The organism is Corynebacterium sp. CCUG 65737 (genome assembly GCF_024454115.1).
Taxonomy (GTDB): domain Bacteria; phylum Actinomycetota; class Actinomycetes; order Mycobacteriales; family Mycobacteriaceae; genus Corynebacterium; species Corynebacterium genitalium.
In genome coordinates this window covers 57347-74287 of record NZ_JAGPZB010000009.1, presented here as the reverse complement: position 1 = coordinate 74287, position 16941 = coordinate 57347, and the positions used below count along the sequence as shown (strand labels likewise).

Genomic DNA, 16941 nt, shown 5'->3' with positions numbered 1-16941 from the left:
TTGGTCAGCATGACTATTACGCCTGAGCGCGCCGCCGAGCGCGATGATGTCCTCGCGAAAGCCCGCGCCGCGAAGGCCGTCGCACCCAGGCTGGCCACGTTGCCCACGCCGGAGAAGGACGCGCTGCTCCACGCCGCGGCCGACGAGTTGATTGCGCGCACCGACGACATTCTCGCGGCGAACCAGCGCGACATCGAAGCAGGCCGCGAGGCGGGCTTGGATGAGGCACTCATCGACCGGCTGGCCCTGAGCGCGGAACGCATTGAAGGCATCGCCGGCGGCCTGCGCCAGGTGGCGGGATTAGAAGATCCGGTGGGGGAGGTACTGCGCGGCGGCACCATGCCCAACGACATCAGGATGAAACAGGTCCGCGTGCCGCTCGGTGTGATGGGCGTGGTGTATGAGGCGCGTCCCAACGTCACTGTCGATGCCTTCGGCTTGGCGCTGAAATCCGGGAATGTGGCGCTGCTGCGCGGGTCGAAGTCGGCGCGCCAGTCTAACGCCGCACTGGTCGGCATCCTCCAGGACGTCGCGGCATCCCGCGGCTTGCCGCGTGAGATCGTTCAGCTTTTGCCGTGCGATACGCACGATTCGGTTCAGGACCTCATCACCGCTCGCGGACTGGTCGACGTGGTCATTCCCCGCGGTGGCGCTCGGCTCATCGAAGCTGTGGTGACGAATGCGACTGTCCCTGCCATTGAGACCGGCACCGGCAACTGCCACTTCTACATCGACCGCGACGCGGATCTGGATTCCGCCATCGAGATGCTGCTCAACGGCAAGACGCGGCGTGTTTCGGTGTGCAATGCCACAGAGACGGCGCTTATCGACGCTGCCTTGCCCGCTACCGACCAACTCCGCATCATTACTGCGCTGCAGGAGGCTGGGGTGAGGGTGCACGGAGACGTCGATAAGCTCTCGGCGCTTGGTGCGCGCGACATTGCTCCGGCGACGGACGTGGACTGGGCCGAGGAGTACCTCTCCATGGATATTGCCGTGCAGATTGTCGACGGTGTCGACGGTGCGATCGAGCACATCGCGCGCTTTTCGACGATGCACACCGAAGCCATCGCGTCTCTGAATGCGATCACGTTGCAGAAGTTCGCTGCGGAGGTGGATGCAGCGGTCGTCATGCTCAACGCGTCCACCGCGTTCACTGACGGGGAGCAATACGGAATGGGGGCAGAAATTGGAATCTCCACCCAGAAGCTGCACGCCCGCGGACCGATGGCGTTACCAGAGCTGACCAGCACAAAGTGGATCCTCGAGGGGGCCGGGCACACGCGACCCTGACTGGAGCTTTGCCCCCGCGGGGGTAACGGCGCGACGTGCTTCGCAAGGCCGCAGGGGGCGGTAACCACGGCCGTTACTGCATCAGCCCGTCCCAATGGGGCAATTTAATTTCAGGCCGTTTCGGATCTTGGGTTGATCGAGTAAGATATCGGTAGGTTTACCGCACTTGGTTATCCCTAATCACCCCCCCTGAGTAGAAGGAAAATAGCATGCGACCTGCACGTAAGCTCGCTGTGGCGACAGTTGCGTTAGCAACGAGCGTGTCTTTGATCACGGTTGCGCACGCCGAGGAGGCTGCGGAGAAGCCGAAGGACACCTCCTCAGCCCCGTCTAACGCCGCTCAGACGGCCACGAGCTCGTCCCCGTCATCTCCGACTAAGGCTTCTCAGCTGGATCCGGAAAAGGGTCCTCCGCCGATTCTGCTTATTGATGGGGGTGCGAAAGTAGTTGCACTCGTTGACGACAAGTACGTCCCAGCTGAGCTCCCCCCAGAACAGACAACGCCCGTTAAGCCCGACGGCAATGCACCTCTGCCGAGTCCCGCGCCGACCACAACAGTGACTCCAGCGCCGGATCCGGCACCGATTGTGGTTTCGGCTGTGGCCTCAATGTTGCTTGTCTTCGGCGGCATGATGGCAGTATTCAAAGCGATGTTCCCCACTGCCTCGTTCAAGATGTACGATATGCCGGACGGCACCTTAGAACCCTACCGGAAGCTTTAACCTGCGCAGATTCTGGTTAGATTGGCCTCAATGAATTCAGAAGCCTTTCCCACCGAGAACTCCCACCACCACGACAGCCCAGAGGCAAGCAACTCTGGCTCGGGTGGTGGGAGTGGTGTTTCTGGCCCACGCCGGATTGGCATCATGGGCGGGACCTTCGATCCGATCCATAACGGCCACCTCGTGGCGGCTAGCGAAGTCGCCGACATCTTCGACTTAGAAGAAGTGGTGTTCGTGCCCACGGGTGAGCCGTGGCAGAAGGCTGACAGGAATGTCTCCGACGCGGAGGACCGATACTTGATGACGGTCATTGCGACTGCGTCGAACCCCCGCTTCCACGTCTCCCGTGTGGATGTGGATCGGCCGGGGCCGACATACACCGTCGATACGCTGCGCGATATGGCCCAGCTCTACCCGGGGGATGACTTGTTCTTCATCACGGGAGCTGACGCGTTGGCCTCCATCATGTCGTGGCGTGACTGGGAGCAAATGTTCGACCTCGCCGAGTTCGTCGGCGTCACCCGCCCCGGATACGAGTTGGCGGAGGACATGCTGCCGGAGGTGCACCAGGAGCGCACGCATCTCATCGAGATCCCCGCGATGGCTATTTCCTCGACCGACTGCCGTGAACGCGCCGCTGACGGACGCCCGGTGTGGTACTTGGTGCCGGACGGGGTTGTCCAGTACATCGCAAAGAACAACATGTACGTCGGGTGGAAATGACTACCCGCCACATGGGAGAATACACACTGCCCATCACCGCACGTAAGGACCTGAACGTTTGACTGCTTCCGATACTGCCCGCGAACTTGCCGTTGTCGCCGCAAAGGCGGCTGATGAGAAGCTCGGCCGAGACATCGCCGTCATCGATGTCTCCAATGTCTTGGCCATCACCGATGTTTTCGTGATCGTCTCGGGTGATAATGAGCGCCAGGTCGCCGCGATTGTCGATGAGATTGAAGATGCGCTGACTAAAGCTGGTGCCGAGCCAAAGCGTCGCGAAGGTAACCGCGAGTTCCGCTGGGTGCTGCTGGATTACGGTTTGTTCGTGGTGCACGTGCAGCGCGATGCAGAGCGCGAGTTCTACGGTTTGGATCGTCTGTACACGGACTGCCCGCTCATTGAGGTTGAAGGCATCGAGCCGCCGCAGCGCCCCGGCCAGTTCACCGACGACGCGGGGGTGCGTAACCTCGAATCCATTGAGGACCTTCCGCTCGCCGGCGAGGGCCCTGCCAGCGACGATCTGTAGGAACCCTGCCATGACCCCCACCCGACGCCTGATCATGCTGCGCCACGGCCAGACCACGTATAACGCCGGCGGGCGCATGCAGGGGCAGCTGGACACGCCGCTGTCGGAGAACGGCGTTGAGCAGGCGCGTGCGGCCGCGGCGTGGGTCAAAGACCATGAGCACCCGGTGGTCAAAATCGTCTCGTCTGATCTGATTCGCGCCCGCGACACCGCGGAGATCATCGCGGAGCAGCTCGGCATTGACGTGGAGCTGGATCCGCGCCTGCGTGAGACGCACTTGGGGTCGTGGCAGGGGATGACGCATCACGACGTCGACGCGGAGTTCGCAGGTGCCCGCGCGTCATGGCGCCACAATCCAGGCTGGGCTCCGCCGGGCGGCGAGTCGCGTCTCGACGTTGCGGCGCGTGCGCGCCCGCTTATCGACGATCTGATGAACACCTTCCAGGACTGGGACGGCAACACAGTTCTTTTTGTTGCCCACGGCGGCACGATCTCGGCGCTGACGTCCAACCTGCTCGGCCTCGACGTCCCCCAGTACCCCCTGCTCAAAGGGTTGAACAACACCAACACCTCCCAGTTGATGGCCCGGCCCCGCTTCGAGGGCGCCGAGACTGCCGACGGATTCGTTTCTCCCGTCAACCCTGATGACGTGCAGTGGTACCTGGAGGCCTGGAATCAAGGGTTGGCGCGCTAATGGCTATCCGGGTGGTCACTGACAGCGCGTCTGGTATCCCGCAGGACATGGCAGACGAGCTGGATATTACGGTTCTTGACCTGCACGTCATGAATGACGATGAGGACAAGGAAGACACCACGTCCGGGCTGAGTTCCCTGGAGCTCGCTGCCGCGTATGCCCGCCAGCTGGAACGTGGCGGGGACGACGGGATTGTCGCGTTGCATTTGTCGAAGCGTCTGTCCTCGACATGGTCGGCGGCGGTGAGTGCCTCAGCTGTCTTCGGCGACCTCGTACGCGTGGTGGACACTAATTCGGCCGGCATGGGCGTGGGGACGGCCGCTGTCATCGCCGCGGCCTTTGCCCGTGCGGGCGCGGACCTTGACGGATGCGTGGCCGCCGCCGAAGGGACTCTCGCCTTGACCGAGACGTGGCTTTACCTGCCGCAGCTCGACGAGATCCGTCGCTCCGGCCGCATTTCCGCCACCACAGCTGTCCTGTCTGCGGCACTGCTGGCCACGAAGCCGATTCTGCGGCTGAACGACGGCAAGCTGGAGCTGGCTATGAAGACGCGCACGCAGTCGAAGGCGTTCAGCAAACTCGTCGGTCATGTGGCGCAGCGCGCTGACGACATGGCTGTCTGGGCTGCAGTCCAGTACAGCGGTGACAAGGAGGCGGTCGACGCGCTGCGCGATGCGCTCGAGGAGGCTCTTCCGGAAGGCTCCACGGTAGGGGTGTACCCGATGACCGATGTGATCACCGCGCACACAGGTGAGGGTGCGATCGGGTTGACGGTCCTGTTTGCCACACCTGCCGTCGATTAGCGCTCAGGGGCCCTCAGAGCTGTGGAGTTCTTGGGCTTTGTGGATAACGTCAGCGGTTCGGTGACGTGTCATCACGGTTATCCACAGGAAAAGCGATGGGGGCTTCACGTAGCACTGACACGCGCATACCTTGAGCGGCATGACCACGACGAAGGCAGCTGAACGCCTCAAAGAACTAACACGGCCGACGGGGGAAGAAGACGTCATGCGCGTCGAGTACCCCGAAGCGCGCCTGACCGTCACGCCCCGGCAGGCCGGGGTAGCGGTGGCTGTCGTGGCCGCCCTTGTCATCGGCTGGTTCTTGCTGCGCGACGGGCCATCGTCAGCAGAATCCTTGGAACCGCAGTGGTCAGCGTCCGAAACCGAAGAGGGGGCTAGTCCCGAAACCATCGTCGTGTCGGTGGTGGGGGCTGTGGCGAATCCAGGGTTGGTCACGCTCGACAACGGCGCACGCGTGGCAGATGCACTGGAGCAGGCATCCCCGCTCCCCGAGGCGGACACGATGACGCTCAACCTGGCCCAGTTGCTTGTCGACGGTCAACAAATCCACGTCCTTGCCCACGGGGAATCCCCACCGCTCCCGCCTGCAGGCGACCCAGCGGGAGGCCCCGGGGGAGCCGGAAGCGGGAGTGATTCAGGCGGTGGGATCTCATTGAATTCCGCTTCTGCCGGTGAACTGACTGAGTTGCCCGGGGTTGGTGAAGCTACTGCCGCGGCGATCGTCGCTCATAGGGAAGCCAACGGGCCTTTCACGGCTGTGGAGCAGTTGATGGATGTCAAGGGCATCGGCCCGGCGAAGTTCGACGCGGTCAAGGACCTAGTGACCCTCTAACGAGAACCGGGCAAGAGGGGGAGGGGAGAATGTCCGAGCTGCGTCTTGTGCCCGCCGCCGCGACCGTGTGGGCCGTGACTCTCGTGGCCATTATGTTCGGGATCCAGCCTGGAGCGCTTCTCGTGGTTGCCATCGCACTGGCAGCTCTCGCGCTTCGACAACCGGGGCATGCCATGCTCACTGCTGGGTTAGGCGCCTGCGCGCTGGCGGTGACATGGGCGCGGATTGTCGCAGCGCAGGCGTATGAGATCGGGCACACTGTCGTCGGGACCATCAGCGGCACACCACGGGAAGTGACCGGCGGAGGCTGGCTGGTGAAGCTGTCCGTGAACGGGTATCCCGCGGCGATTCCGGTGTTCACGGAGACGGTACCGGATGGCGCTGCTGCTGGATCCCTTGTGGAGGTGTCGGGCCAGGTGGGGGAGAGCAGCCGACCCGGGGTGGGGACGGTTGTCATCAACGGGGACGTGGCCGCGCTCGGGCCACCAACGGGGTTCGCCGCCTGGGCGGGGGACGTGCGGGAAAAGTTCGCGGTCGCTGTCGAGAACGCTGTAGGCGAGCATGCCCAAGGCCTCATCCCCGGCATGGTTCTCGGAGATGTCTCACTGCAATCCGCCACAGAGCAGCAAGCGTATGTCGACACGGGCTTGAGCCACTTGAGCGCGGTGAGCGGAGCGAACTGCATGTACGTCGCTACATCGGCTTTATTGGCGGCACGGATGATGCGGGCGGGTTTGCGCGTGCAGCTCGTCGCCGCTGGGTGTGCGCTGCTCGTCTACGCGGGACTGGTCGGACCGGAGCCGAGCGTGCTGCGGGCGTCCGTGTCGGGCCTGGTCGGGTTTGTGGCGGTCATTAGTTCAACCCGGGCCGAGCCCATCCACGCACTGTGCCTGTCCGTCATCGGCCTGGTATTGGTCGACTCGGATCTCGCCGTGGACTTCGCCTTCGCGTTATCGGTGGCGGCGACAGCCGGCATCGTCGCGGTGTCACCGCTGTTCTACCGGATGCTCGCACCCCTTGGATGGCCGGACATTCTCAACCGGGCACTATCGGTAGCGTTGGCAGCCGATCTGGCTACCGCCCCAATCATCGCGGGGATGGTGGGGCGGGTCTCTGTGGTGTCTGTGATAGCCAACGTTGTGGTCAGCCCCGTCACGGGGGCGGTGACGGTGCTGGGCATGGCGGCAGCGATCCTTGCGCAGATTCATTCTGCCCTCGCGGCACCGGTGCTGTGGTTCGTAGCGCCGATGGCGGGGTGGATCCGCACCGTGGCTGAGATCGGTGCGGGGCTACCGGGCGCGACTGCCCGCGCCGCGCCACTGGTGGTGGTTGTGTGTTACGGATGGATCATCGCGGGCTTTTGGGCCAGGCGGCCGAGACTGACCGTGGCGTGCGGGGCGGTAGTTCTCACCATCGCAGTAGCCGGAGGAACCACGAACTCCCCGGGGTGGCACGATCCAGGGGATGTTGACGCAGAACAGGCACATGTCGTGAACACAGAAGAGGACGTGGAGCCGGTTCCACCCGGCACGACATTGGTGGTCGTGCTTGATCGGGAAGCTGGCCAACAGTCACGGCCGGTGTTCACCCGCAGCGGCATTCCGGTCATCTACACAGGACGGGAGGGCATACAATGACGGTCATGCTCCACCCGGTCCACTTCGTCGTCGGCGAGGATGACTTCCTCGCTGAGCGCGCGACGCAGAACATCATCGCCCAGGTCAGCCCAGCCGCCGAGGTGACCACTCTGCGCGCCGGGGACGTCACCGAGGGTGAGTTGCTGCAGGCGACCAGCCCCTCGTTGTTCGCCGAAGAGCGCGTCGTAGTCATCAAAGACACCGACCTCGCCGGCAAAGAGCCCACCGAGCTGTTACTCCAAGCGGCCGTGGATCCCGCGCCGGGCATGACATTGATCATCGTGCACAGCGGCAAGGGGCGTAATAAGTCCTACGTGCAGAAGTTCCGCAAGGCGGCGGAAGTCCACGCTGCGGACTCGCTGAATCAGCGCGACCGCCAAGGTTGGGTGATGAATGAATTCCGCAGCCATGGCATCCGCCCCACCCCCGACGTCGTCGGGGCGCTGCTCGAATCGGTCGGCTCGGATCTACGTGAGCTCGCCTCTGCGATCGCGCAGTTGGTGGCCGACACCAAAGACGCGAGCGGCACCAACAGTGAGATCACAGTCGCCGACGTGCGGGCCTACTACACCGGCGTGGCCGAGGTGTCCGGCTTCGATATCGCCGACCAAGCCGTTGCCGGGCGCACAGACCGCGCACTGGCGAGCACTCGGCGCGCGCTGCAATTGGGCATAAGCCCGGTAGCGATCGCGGCAGCGTTGGCGCACAAGGTGGGCGACATCGCCAAGCTCTACCAGACTCGCGGCAACCCGGACCAGGTCGCGCGCACCATCGGCATGAACCCGTATGTGGCCAAGAAGACAATGCAGATTGCCCGCGGCTGGTCGGGGGACGCGGTGAGCCGGGCGGTCATCATCGTCGCGGAACTCGACGCGGAGGTCAAAGGCCAGGGTGGTGACCCGGACTTCGCCATCGAGGACGCAGTGCGCCGCATCGCCCAGCTCGCCGGCTAACGGTGCGTGCTATTCTGCGGACCGTGACCGACAACCAGCAGATCCCAGACGATGTTCAAGAGTTCGCCACCCGCCTGTTCAACATGGCGCGTACCGGCGACATGACACTGCTGGACTACGTTAACCAGGGCGTTGACCCGGATTTGAGCAACCAGGATGGCAATAGTTTGCTCATGCTCGCCGCCTACGCGGGCCAGCTGGAGGTGGTGCGCGGGTTGATTGCGTGCGGGGCGGACGTCGATAAGCAAAATGCGCGTGGGCAGTCTCCGCTCGCAGGCGTTGTGTTCAAGAAGGAGGACGCGATCGTGCAGGTGCTTATCGACGCTGGAGCTGACCCGCACGCTGGCGCCCCCTCCGCCATCGACACCGCTCGGATGTTTGGCCGCGACGACTTGGTGGAGTTGATGGGCGGGTGAATCCCGCCGACTTCGCGGTCCTCTTCCTGCTCAATCTCGCCGGGGTGATCACCCCGGGGCCGGATGTCGTCCTGATCACGCGGCTGGCCACTCGGTCGCGCAAGCACGCCGCGGCGGCATCGCTCGGTACCTCGCTGGGCGCGTTGATGTGGATCACTCTCACTGTGCTTGGCGCGGCGGCGGTGTTGACGGCGTTTCCGCGCGTGCTGGTGCTGCTGCAGGTCATCGGCGGAGCCTGGATTGTGCTCATGGGGGTAACGATGCTGCGGCAGGGCATGCGTGACCGCGGCCAACCGCCTGCAGATCTTCAGGACGCCGTAGATCGTCTCGGATCAGTTCGCGCGGCATTCTTTACAGGGCTGGCCACGAACTTGTCCAACCCGAAAATCGTCCTGTTTCTCGCAGCGCTGATTGCCCCGCTTCTGCCGCCGAGCCCGTCGCTTGGCACGGCGCTGCCGGTGATCGTGGCGCTGTGGCTGCCCGCACTGCTGATTTTCCTGCTCATCAGCGTCGTGGTGTCTACCGAACGGGTGCGACGCAGGCTGCTCGGCGCCGGGCCCTCCATAGACATCGGAGCCGGTGCGTTCTTCATCGCGGCCGGCTCCGGATTAGTCATCCGTGGGGTAACGGGTTAGCCCAAGAAGAAGTTCACCGTCTCGCGGGTGGCGCTCGGGTTGGTGAACCAGGTGTGGCCGCCGCCGCTGACCTTCTGCACCTGGGTCTTCGCCTTGCACCCCTGCGGGTCGAAGACAGTGGTGTTGCCAACCCGGCGGTTGTTCACGCTGTTCATGTTGCAGCCGTTCTTCCCGCCGAAGTCCCAGAAGACACTGCGCACGTCGCGGTACTGCCCGCCGTGGCGGTTTCCGCCGTTGTAGGAGACTATGTCGTCATTGTCGGCGTGCATGATGAGTGTTTTCACACGGCCCGAGGCGCAGTTGGTCACCGTCGGGTTGTAGTACGCGCCGGAGACACCGGCCACGCCGTCGACCAGGTCAGGGGCATGGCACGCCAGAGCGAGCGCCATGCCGCCGCCATTAGACAAGCCCGCCGCGTAAACACGGCTACGGTCGACGTTGTGGGTGCGCGCCAGGTCGTTGACCACCGCGCGGGTGTAAGTGACGTCGGTATTCACGGACGTGTTGGCGTACGGTGCACCGCCCCAGGCGTTGTTGACGCCCTGGGCGTAGACGATGATGGCGCGGCTGCCGGCCGCAGACTCGAACTTCTCATAGCCGCGGGCCTGGTCGGCGCTGTGCTGCCATCCGCCGAAACCGATGATGACGGGGTAAGCCTGGCCCGGGTTGTATCCCTGGGGAACGACCACGGTGTAGTGGCGCTGCATTCCCCCCACCTGGACGGTGCGCTTGATCGTCTGCGAGCCGGCCCCGGCACCCGCCTTGGGCAGGAAATCCAACAGGTCAGAAGACATCTGCGTCAGCTGGTTCAGGTTCGTCTGGGAGGACAGGTTAGGGATGTCCGAAGAGCTTTGCGCACCCGCTGCGGGCACCCCTGCTGCGACGCTGAGTGCAGCCGCCATGAGTGCTGCTGCACCCCGTCGTTTAAAATTCATGAGGGGATCATACGACGGGGCCCCCGGGCTGTCACTTTAACCCCCGCGAATTCATCAAACTTTCAGCAAAAACCCGCCCACCGCAGTTGCGGAGGGCGGGTAAGCGGTGAACGCAGCCGGAGCTTAACCGAGCTTGTTCAGGGCGCGAGCCATGTTGGACTTCTTGTTGGCAGCGTTGTTGCGGTGGAAGACACCCTTGGACACTGCCTTGTCCAGCTTGCGGGAAGCAACACGCAGCTGCTCTTCAGCGCCTGCCTTGTCGCCGGCCTCAACAGTCTCGTTGAACTTGCGGATCTCGGTGCGCACTGCGGAACGGACTGCCTTGTTGCGCTGGCGGCGCTTCTCGTTGGTGAGAACGCGCTTCTTCTGCTGCTTGATGTTAGCCATGAAAAATACCTCTTAGCTTTGTGATGATCTTGTGCGATTCTGTACGCACCTCACGCGAACCCAAGGTCCTGCCCGCGGTCCATGCCGACGTGAAACGGCAAACGGTGCAAACAACGTGAACACCCTAGCAGTGCGACCCCCGCGCACCCAAAACGGTGAAGACGAGCTATGCCCAGTCGAAGCGCTTGCGCAAGTGCTCAGCCACGCGCTCGAAGCGCCGCGCCGGGAATAGGGCACCGCGACGGCGCAGGTCTGTTTCCGGAATGGACAGCGTCTTATCCATGCGCACCCAGCACGGCTCGCCGGAGGGTTTCCACTCGCCGGAACCGATGGGCATCCAGTCTTTTTCGTCAGCGTGGTTCTCGTCGGCGGAGATGAGCAGGCCCAGCACGTCGTGGCGGTCGCGGCCGACAACGAGCATGGAGCGCTCCTTCGGTGGGGTGGTGGGCACGTTGAACCACACGACCTCCCCGGGCTCGGCTTGGCCGTCCATGTCGGGAGCGTAGAAAATGCTGCGGGCAATGTCGCCGGTGGGCACGACACGGGTGCGGGCTGCGCGGCGGTGCTGGTTCGCCTCGGTGTACCCGAGGCGCTCATTGATCAAGTCCAGACCTTGATCCAGCGGCGAGGCCTCTTTATCCCGTTTGTCCCGGTTTTTCACCCACCGGAGAAGGCCGCGTTCGTCCGCGGAATCTGCCGATTCGCGGCGCCACAACTTCATAGCCACCTAGCCTAATGCCCGACAGATTCCGGAACAAGCATTTATGCGTCGGTGAATCATGGTGTCCGTGGCAGAGCTCTCGGGCCGGGTAGGCGCTGAGTCTGTGGTTGCCGGCACTGCGGTAAGGTGACCTGCGTGGCTAGGGCAACAAATTTCGCGTTGGAGACGTTCACGGATCCGTCCAAGATCCGCAACTTCTGCATTATCGCGCACATCGACCACGGCAAGTCGACGTTGGCGGACCGCATCCTGCAGCTGTCCAATGTTGTCGACGCGCGCGATATGCGCGACCAATACCTCGACAACATGGATATCGAGCGCGAACGCGGCATCACCATCAAGGCGCAGAACGTCCGCCTGCCGTGGATCCCAACCAGCGGACCCCACGAAGGGGAACAGGTCATCCTGCAGATGATCGATACCCCGGGCCACGTGGACTTTTCCTACGAAGTCTCTCGTTCGCTCGATGCGTGCGAGGGCGCCATTTTGCTTGTCGACGCAGCCCAAGGCATTGAAGCCCAGACCCTGGCCAACCTCTACATGGCCATGGAGAACGATCTGGAGATCATCCCGGTCCTGAACAAGATCGACTTGCCGGCCGCTGACCCGGAAAAGTACGCCGAGGAAATCGCCCACATCATCGGCTGCGAACCGGATGAGGTGCTGCGCGTTTCAGGAAAGACCGGCATGGGTGTGCCGGAGTTGCTGGATAAGGTCGTGGAACTGATTCCGCCACCGTCCTCACGGAGTGAAGACGGTGAAACTAACGACGCCGACGCGCCCGCCCGCGCGCTGGTTTTCGACTCTGTCTACGACACCTACCGCGGTGTGGTCACCTACATCCGCATGATGGACGGCAAGCTCGAGTCCGGCCAAAAGGTGAAGATGATGAACACCGGGGTCCAGCACGAGATCCTGGAAATCGGCATTGTCTCGCCGACCATGCAAAAGGCAAAGGGGCTCGGCCCGGGCGAGGTCGGCTACCTCATCACCGGCGTGAAAGACGTCCGCGAGACCCGTGTGGGCGATACTGTCACCTGGGCGAACAAGGGTGCCGACGAGCCGCTCGAGGGCTTCGAAGACGTCAAGCCCATGGTCTACTCGGGGCTGTTCCCCGTGTCCCAGGAAGACTTCCCCACGTTGCGCGAGAGCCTGGAAAAGCTGCAGCTTAACGACGCTTCTTTGACCTGGGAGCCCGAGACCTCCGTCGCCCTCGGCTTCGGTTTCCGCTGCGGATTCCTGGGCCTGCTGCACATGGAAATCACCCGCGACCGCCTCGAGCGCGAATTCGACCTAGACCTGATCTCCACCGCGCCGAGCGTGACCTACCGCGTGGTGGCGGAAGACGGCACCGAGCAGCTCGTGCACAACCCCTCCGACTGGCCCGGCGGCAAGTTGCAGGAGGTCTACGAGCCCGTTGTCAACATGACCATCATCGTCCCGCAGGAATTCGTGGGCACGACGATGGAGCTGTGCCAGTCCAAGCGCGGCACCATGAAGAACATGGAGTTCCTCTCCGAGGAGCGTGTGGAGCTGCGCTACATCATGCCGCTCGGTGAGATCATCTTCGACTTCTTCGACATGCTCAAGTCCCGCACGAAGGGCTACGCCTCCCTCAACTACGAGGATGCCGGCGAGCAGGAAGCAGACCTGGTGAAGGTCGACATTCTCCTCCAGGGCGAGCCGGTGGATGCGTTCTCTGCGATTGTCCACCGCGACTCCGCGCAGTGGTACGGCAACAAGATGACCAAGAAGCTCAAAGAGCTCATTCCGCGCCAGCAGTTCGAGGTGCCCGTCCAGGCCGCCATCGGCTCGAAGATCATCGCCCGCGAGAACATCCGTGCGCTGCGCAAGGACGTTTTGTCCAAGTGCTACGGCGGTGACATCTCCCGTAAGCGCAAGCTGCTGGAGAAGCAGAAGGCCGGTAAGAAGCGCATGAAGAACATCGGCTCGGTCACCGTGCCGCAAGAAGCGTTCGTCGCGGCGCTGTCGACCGACGAGGAATAGTGATCCGGCTCTTCGCTGCACTGTTTCCTTCGGAGGAAGCGCGCGAGCACCTCGTTGCGGCGCTGCGTCCAATCAGGAAATTCTCCCGGCAGGAGATCCGCTGGACCGACCCCGACAACTGGCACGTGACCCTGGCGTTCTACGGCGATCAGCCGAACGATGGAGCTCAGATTAGTGAGCACCTCGCACAGGTGAGCGCTTTCCATACCGCGCCGACGTTGCACGTCTCCGGCGCCGGGGCGTTTGAGCAGAGGACATTGTGGATGGGGCTCGGGGGCGACCCGATCAAAGAGCTCATGGCCGAGTGCGCCCTGCCGGATATGGATGTGAGACAGCGGCCGCACATGACGGTCGGCAGGGCCGGGAAACGCTCCCGCGACCCTTACGCCATCCCGGACATCGTCCGCGCATTGTCTGTCTACCGCGGCCCGGAATTCACCTGCGATGAACTGTGTCTTGTCCAATCCCACCTCGGGGAAGGTCGCGGCGGAGGGCCCCGCTACGAGGTCCTTGAGCGCTTTCACCTGTAGTACGGCGGCACAGGCGGGTACTGCGCAGGCGGGGGATACTGTGGCTGCTGGTACTGCACCGGTAGAGGATTCCGCGATGGGGGATACTGCAGGGGCTGCGGAACCGGTTGTTGGGGGTGTTGCGGCTGCGGCATCTGGTGCGGCGGAACGTGGCCTTGCAGTGCAGGGTGCGGCGGGTACGGAGGTGGCGCAACGGCGGGGTAGTGCACACCGGGCTGGGGCCGGGCCGGGGCGGGTTCGCGGGCTGGCGGCGAGAAATTCCAGAACACGATGAGCAGAATGGCGAACAGGACCCACGTGGACAGTTCGGAAATGAAGATCAGCGAGGGGCGCTCCGTGATGTCGGCGTCGATTCCCATCAGGGCGTACCACTCGACGGAGATGTTGTTGCCCGCGTGGAAGGCGATGGCCACCTCCAAGCCGCCGGTGCGGTGGACCAGGATGGACGCGAAGACGGCGAAGATGGCGACGAAGAACAGGCCGGCAGGGTCGTAATCGTGGGCTAACACGAAGAAGGGAATGGGCAGCAGGTACGCCAACCAGGGTTTGCGGATCCATGCCCCGACGATCTGCGGTAATGCCCCGCGGTAGATGATCTCCTCCGCGGCGCACTGCAACGGGGTGTAGGCGGCCACGATGAGCAGGATGATGAGGGAACGCTCGTCAAAATCGGGCAAGAAGGTGCCGGTGGAGGCGAAAACGGCATCCAGGAGCGATGTGACGATGTGAAAGGCCGCGACAACGAGCGCGGCCCGCCCGAACAAACCCCACCGGAATCGGTTGTTCACCGACCACAGTGCACGCGGGCGGCGTCCCGTGATGCGCGCCGCGAGAAACGGAGCTGGGATCATCGCAGCCAGGCTGCCGTAGAGCAGGAACTTCATTGCCGGGTCGGATTCGTCGAGTTCTTCGAAGGTACCCCTCAGTGGAAGCGGATAATCGACAGCCACCAGTGCGAACCCGACGACAAGGATGAACGCGAGCATCAAGGCGAAACTAAAGGCTGTCAGCAGGATCAGCTCGATGAACGGGTGCCACGGCGTGTACTTTCCCAGCCGGTGTGTCCGCGCGAGCCGGTGGTAAGGCAAGCTCATGCCTGTCTAACGTTCGGAGTCTGCCGTTTGTTCGCCCGTTTCGGATTCGACATCGGAATCAGGGTCGTCCTCGTCGACTCGGTCGTCGACTTCCTCGCGGGTGTAGCCGTCTTCCCATGTGTCGGTTTCGTAGTCGTAGCCGACGCGGTTGCCGTCTTCGTCATAACGCTCGTACCAGCTGGTGTACTTGTCATCGGAGGAGTCAAAGTCCTTGCCTGCACCGTCACCGTAGCGCGACTCCTTGATTACCAGCTCGAAGTTGTCGCCATAATCCTCAAGGCCGTGCCACACCGCGTACTGCAACGCGGACTCCGCGTAACGGTCACGGATGGTGTGCGGATCAGTGGTCAGGTCGCGGACGAAGGAGAACAACAGGCCCAACACCACCAGCGAGAAGGGCAGGGCAATCAGCACCGTCAGCGACTGCAGGCCGCTTAGGGCATCCTCGCCGCCGGCCAGCAGCATCACCACGGCCACGCCCATCATGCACAGGCCCCAGAAGATGGAGACCATCTTGTTGGATTCCGGGTCGCCCTTCGAGGACATGGTGCCCATGACCACGGAAGCAGAGTCTGCGGTGGTGATGAAGAAGACGGCCAGGATAGCGATGAGCAGGTAGGGGGTGAAGTTGGATAGCGGAAGAGCGTCGAAAAGCGAGAAAAGCACTTGTTCTGGCGTGGACTCGCCGTCGAACCCGGGGACGCCGTCGCGGGAGAAAGAAATCGCGGTGCCGCCGAAGATGCTGAATGCCAGGATGAGGATGGCGGTGGGCACGGCCGTGGTCATGAGGATGAATTCGCGCAGGGTGCGGCCGCGGGAAATTTTTGCCAGGAACGTGCCGACGAACGGCGCCCAGGAGATCCACCATGCCCAGTAGAACGCAGTCCACTCGGATTGGAACGCCAGCGTCTCTTCGCCCCAGGACAGCGAGCGCGACGCCATGTTGAAGAACTCGTGGAAGTAGTACAGCGTGCCCGAGGGGATCAGGTTGATCAGCAACAGGGTGGGGCCGGTGAGGAAGATGAAGAGTATTGACGCGAAAGTCAGCGTGATGTTGGTGTTCGACAGGATGCGGATGCCCTTGGACACACCAGAGACCGCGGAGATGACAAAGCCCAAGGTGAGGGCCCCGATGATGGTCAGCAGGATCGGGTTGCCCACTTCGAGGTCGGTGACAATGCCGAGACCTTCCCCGATTTGCAGGGCGGCGATACCGAGCGATGCCGCGGTGCCGAACAGGGTGGCGGCCACAGCCATGATGTCGATGGTGCGGCCAAGAATGGTGTCGTTCTTCGACTCGCCCATCAGCGGCGCGAAGAGTGAGGACATCAACAGCGGGCGGCCGCGGCGGTAGGTGGAATAGGCGATGGCCGCGCCCACGAGGGAGTAGATCGCCCACGGGTTCAAACCCCAGTGAAAGTTGGACTGGGCGAGCGCTTGGTGCATGGCGGTCTCCGTGCCGGCCTCGTTCGTCAACGGCGGGGGATCGAGGAAGAATTGCAGCGGTTCAGACGGGCCGAAGAAGAAGATGCCCACGCCGATGCCGGCGGCAAACATCATGGCCACCCACGAGAAGCGGCCGAACTCCGGTTCCTCGTCGTCCTTGCCCAGACGGATCTGGCCCATGCGGCTGAGCGCAATCACCGCAACGAGAAGCACGCAGACGAACATCACGATGTTGAACAGCCATCCGGCGTGCTCCATGCCCCAGGCGAATGCTTCACCTGCTGTCTCCGAAACCGATTCCGGGCTGTAGACACCCCACGCGATGAACCCCACGATGAGCGCTGCCGCGACACCGAAGACGACCTTGTCCACTCCGAATTCGTAGCGCTGCTCTTCAACGCTGATGCCGCGGATCAGACCGGGGTGCATCCCGTCGGGGTACTTGTCTTTGTCGCGGGCCTTCAGGCTGGCGTCGGGGTGCATCACCGAGCGGATCGGCTTCGGCAGGGGACTGCCGGAGGGCCGTGAGCTTCTCGTGCTGGACATGAAGTATCGCCTTCCTGGGTTTTAGGTGTGCTCAAGATTCA

18 protein-coding genes are annotated in these 16941 nt (G+C 63.1%); 13 read left to right on the top strand and 5 right to left on the bottom strand.

The features are described from left to right. The first annotated feature begins 9 nt into the window (after positions 1 to 9). From KBX17_RS08305 to KBX17_RS08255, 11 genes are all read left to right on the top strand, one after another. Entirely contained in the window at positions 10 to 1293 is a 1284-nt protein-coding gene (locus tag KBX17_RS08305) for a glutamate-5-semialdehyde dehydrogenase (protein WP_256019337.1), read from the top strand. A 209-nt stretch (positions 1294 to 1502) separates the two neighbouring features. Next, entirely contained in the window at positions 1503 to 2015 is a 513-nt protein-coding gene (locus KBX17_RS08300) for a hypothetical protein (RefSeq protein WP_255995535.1), read from the top strand. A 30-nt stretch (positions 2016 to 2045) separates the two neighbouring features. Beyond that, positions 2046 to 2738, top strand: a complete 693-nt coding sequence (nadD, locus tag KBX17_RS08295) for a nicotinate-nucleotide adenylyltransferase (RefSeq protein WP_005289202.1) — start codon at positions 2046 to 2048, stop codon at positions 2736 to 2738. A gap of 58 nt (positions 2739 to 2796) precedes the next feature. After that, positions 2797 to 3264, top strand: a complete 468-nt coding sequence (gene rsfS / locus KBX17_RS08290; protein WP_005289207.1) for a ribosome silencing factor — start codon at positions 2797 to 2799, stop codon at positions 3262 to 3264. A gap of 10 nt (positions 3265 to 3274) precedes the next feature. Next, positions 3275 to 3958 (top strand): histidine phosphatase family protein, encoded by a 684-nt coding sequence (locus KBX17_RS08285; protein WP_005289212.1) that lies wholly within the window; start codon positions 3275 to 3277, stop codon positions 3956 to 3958. Beyond that, positions 3958 to 4761 (top strand): DegV family protein, encoded by an 804-nt coding sequence (locus KBX17_RS08280; protein WP_005289214.1) that lies wholly within the window; start codon positions 3958 to 3960, stop codon positions 4759 to 4761. The genes KBX17_RS08285 and KBX17_RS08280 overlap by 1 nt, the downstream gene beginning before the upstream one ends. A gap of 139 nt (positions 4762 to 4900) precedes the next feature. Continuing rightward, positions 4901 to 5593 carry a ComEA family DNA-binding protein gene (locus KBX17_RS08275; protein ID WP_005289218.1) on the top strand — a complete coding sequence of 231 codons (693 nt, stop codon included), beginning with the start codon at positions 4901 to 4903 and terminating at the stop codon, positions 5591 to 5593. Between the two features lie 29 nt (positions 5594 to 5622). After that, on the top strand, positions 5623 to 7230 hold the full coding sequence (locus tag KBX17_RS08270) for a ComEC/Rec2 family competence protein (protein ID WP_256019335.1): 1608 nt from the start codon (positions 5623 to 5625) through the stop codon (positions 7228 to 7230). Beyond that, positions 7227 to 8183: a DNA polymerase III subunit delta gene (gene holA / locus KBX17_RS08265; protein ID WP_256003089.1), complete on the top strand. Its 957-nt coding sequence runs from the start codon at positions 7227 to 7229 to the stop codon at positions 8181 to 8183. Before KBX17_RS08270 ends, holA begins: the two co-directional genes overlap by 4 nt. Before the next feature lie 83 nt (positions 8184 to 8266). Then, positions 8267 to 8599, top strand: coding sequence for an ankyrin repeat domain-containing protein (locus tag KBX17_RS08260; RefSeq protein WP_050748870.1), 333 nt, complete (start codon positions 8267 to 8269; stop codon positions 8597 to 8599). Beyond that, complete coding sequence (locus KBX17_RS08255; protein WP_256019333.1) at positions 8596 to 9234, top strand: LysE family translocator; 639 nt, start codon at positions 8596 to 8598, stop codon at positions 9232 to 9234. The genes KBX17_RS08260 and KBX17_RS08255 overlap by 4 nt, the downstream gene beginning before the upstream one ends. Here the strand turns inward: KBX17_RS08255 and KBX17_RS08250 are convergent. The 3 genes from KBX17_RS08250 to KBX17_RS08240 all read right to left on the bottom strand — a co-directional run bounded on the left by KBX17_RS08250 (position 9231) and on the right by KBX17_RS08240 (position 11277). Further along, the gene (locus KBX17_RS08250; RefSeq protein WP_255995541.1) at positions 9231 to 10169 is read right to left on the bottom strand and encodes a PHB depolymerase family esterase; all 939 of its coding nucleotides are present in this window, start codon (positions 10167 to 10169) and stop codon (positions 9231 to 9233) included. The genes KBX17_RS08255 and KBX17_RS08250 overlap by 4 nt on opposite strands. A gap of 123 nt (positions 10170 to 10292) precedes the next feature. Then, positions 10293 to 10556 (bottom strand): 30S ribosomal protein S20, encoded by a 264-nt coding sequence (gene rpsT, locus KBX17_RS08245; RefSeq protein ID WP_005289234.1) that lies wholly within the window; start codon positions 10554 to 10556, stop codon positions 10293 to 10295. Positions 10557 to 10722: 166 nt separating this feature from the next. Further along, a complete protein-coding gene (locus KBX17_RS08240) occupies positions 10723 to 11277 on the bottom strand; it encodes a type II toxin-antitoxin system PemK/MazF family toxin (protein WP_005289238.1) in 555 nt (184 codons plus the stop codon). Positions 11278 to 11412: 135 nt separating this feature from the next. Here KBX17_RS08240 and lepA point away from each other — a divergent pair, with 135 nt between their 5' ends. Beyond that, entirely contained in the window at positions 11413 to 13284 is a 1872-nt protein-coding gene (lepA, locus tag KBX17_RS08235; RefSeq protein WP_005289240.1) for a translation elongation factor 4, read from the top strand. Beyond that, positions 13284 to 13814, top strand: a complete 531-nt coding sequence (gene thpR, locus KBX17_RS08230; RefSeq protein ID WP_005289244.1) for an RNA 2',3'-cyclic phosphodiesterase — start codon at positions 13284 to 13286, stop codon at positions 13812 to 13814. Before lepA ends, thpR begins: the two co-directional genes overlap by 1 nt. On the opposite strand, the gene KBX17_RS08225 is transcribed toward thpR, so the two are convergent. After that, positions 13805 to 14908, bottom strand: coding sequence for a CPBP family intramembrane glutamic endopeptidase (locus KBX17_RS08225; protein ID WP_256003077.1), 1104 nt, complete (start codon positions 14906 to 14908; stop codon positions 13805 to 13807). The two genes, thpR and KBX17_RS08225, sit on opposite strands and share 10 nt — an antisense overlap. A 6-nt stretch (positions 14909 to 14914) precedes the next feature. Further along, positions 14915 to 16837 carry a BCCT family transporter gene (locus KBX17_RS08220; RefSeq protein WP_256003205.1) on the bottom strand — a complete coding sequence of 641 codons (1923 nt, stop codon included), beginning with the start codon at positions 16835 to 16837 and terminating at the stop codon, positions 14915 to 14917. Positions 16838 to 16941: the final 104 nt, after the last annotated feature.

Bases quoted from the DNA above. Each gene is read 5' to 3' on its own strand.
- KBX17_RS08270 (WP_256019335.1), top strand. From the start codon at position 5,623: ATGTCCGAGCTGCGTCTTGTGCCCGCCGCCGCGACCGTGTGGGCCGTG.
- KBX17_RS08260 (WP_050748870.1), top strand. From the start codon at position 8,267: ATGGCGCGTACCGGCGACATGACACTGCTGGACTACGTTAACCAGGGC.
- KBX17_RS08220 (WP_256003205.1), bottom strand. From the start codon at position 16,837: ATGCACCCCGACGCCAGCCTGAAGGCCCGCGACAAAGACAAGTACCCC.
- holA (WP_256003089.1), top strand. From the start codon at position 7,227: ATGACGGTCATGCTCCACCCGGTCCACTTCGTCGTCGGCGAGGATGAC.
- KBX17_RS08280 (WP_005289214.1), top strand. From the start codon at position 3,958: ATGGCTATCCGGGTGGTCACTGACAGCGCGTCTGGTATCCCGCAGGAC.
- KBX17_RS08300 (WP_255995535.1), top strand. From the start codon at position 1,503: ATGCGACCTGCACGTAAGCTCGCTGTGGCGACAGTTGCGTTAGCAACG.
- KBX17_RS08275 (WP_005289218.1), top strand. From the start codon at position 4,901: ATGACCACGACGAAGGCAGCTGAACGCCTCAAAGAACTAACACGGCCG.
- rpsT (WP_005289234.1), bottom strand. From the start codon at position 10,556: ATGGCTAACATCAAGCAGCAGAAGAAGCGCGTTCTCACCAACGAGAAG.
- KBX17_RS08225 (WP_256003077.1), bottom strand. From the start codon at position 14,908: ATGAGCTTGCCTTACCACCGGCTCGCGCGGACACACCGGCTGGGAAAG.
- KBX17_RS08240 (WP_005289238.1), bottom strand. From the start codon at position 11,277: ATGAAGTTGTGGCGCCGCGAATCGGCAGATTCCGCGGACGAACGCGGC.
- KBX17_RS08285 (WP_005289212.1), top strand. From the start codon at position 3,275: ATGACCCCCACCCGACGCCTGATCATGCTGCGCCACGGCCAGACCACG.
- KBX17_RS08250 (WP_255995541.1), bottom strand. From the start codon at position 10,169: ATGAATTTTAAACGACGGGGTGCAGCAGCACTCATGGCGGCTGCACTC.
- nadD (WP_005289202.1), top strand. From the start codon at position 2,046: ATGAATTCAGAAGCCTTTCCCACCGAGAACTCCCACCACCACGACAGC.
- KBX17_RS08305 (WP_256019337.1), top strand. From the start codon at position 10: ATGACTATTACGCCTGAGCGCGCCGCCGAGCGCGATGATGTCCTCGCG.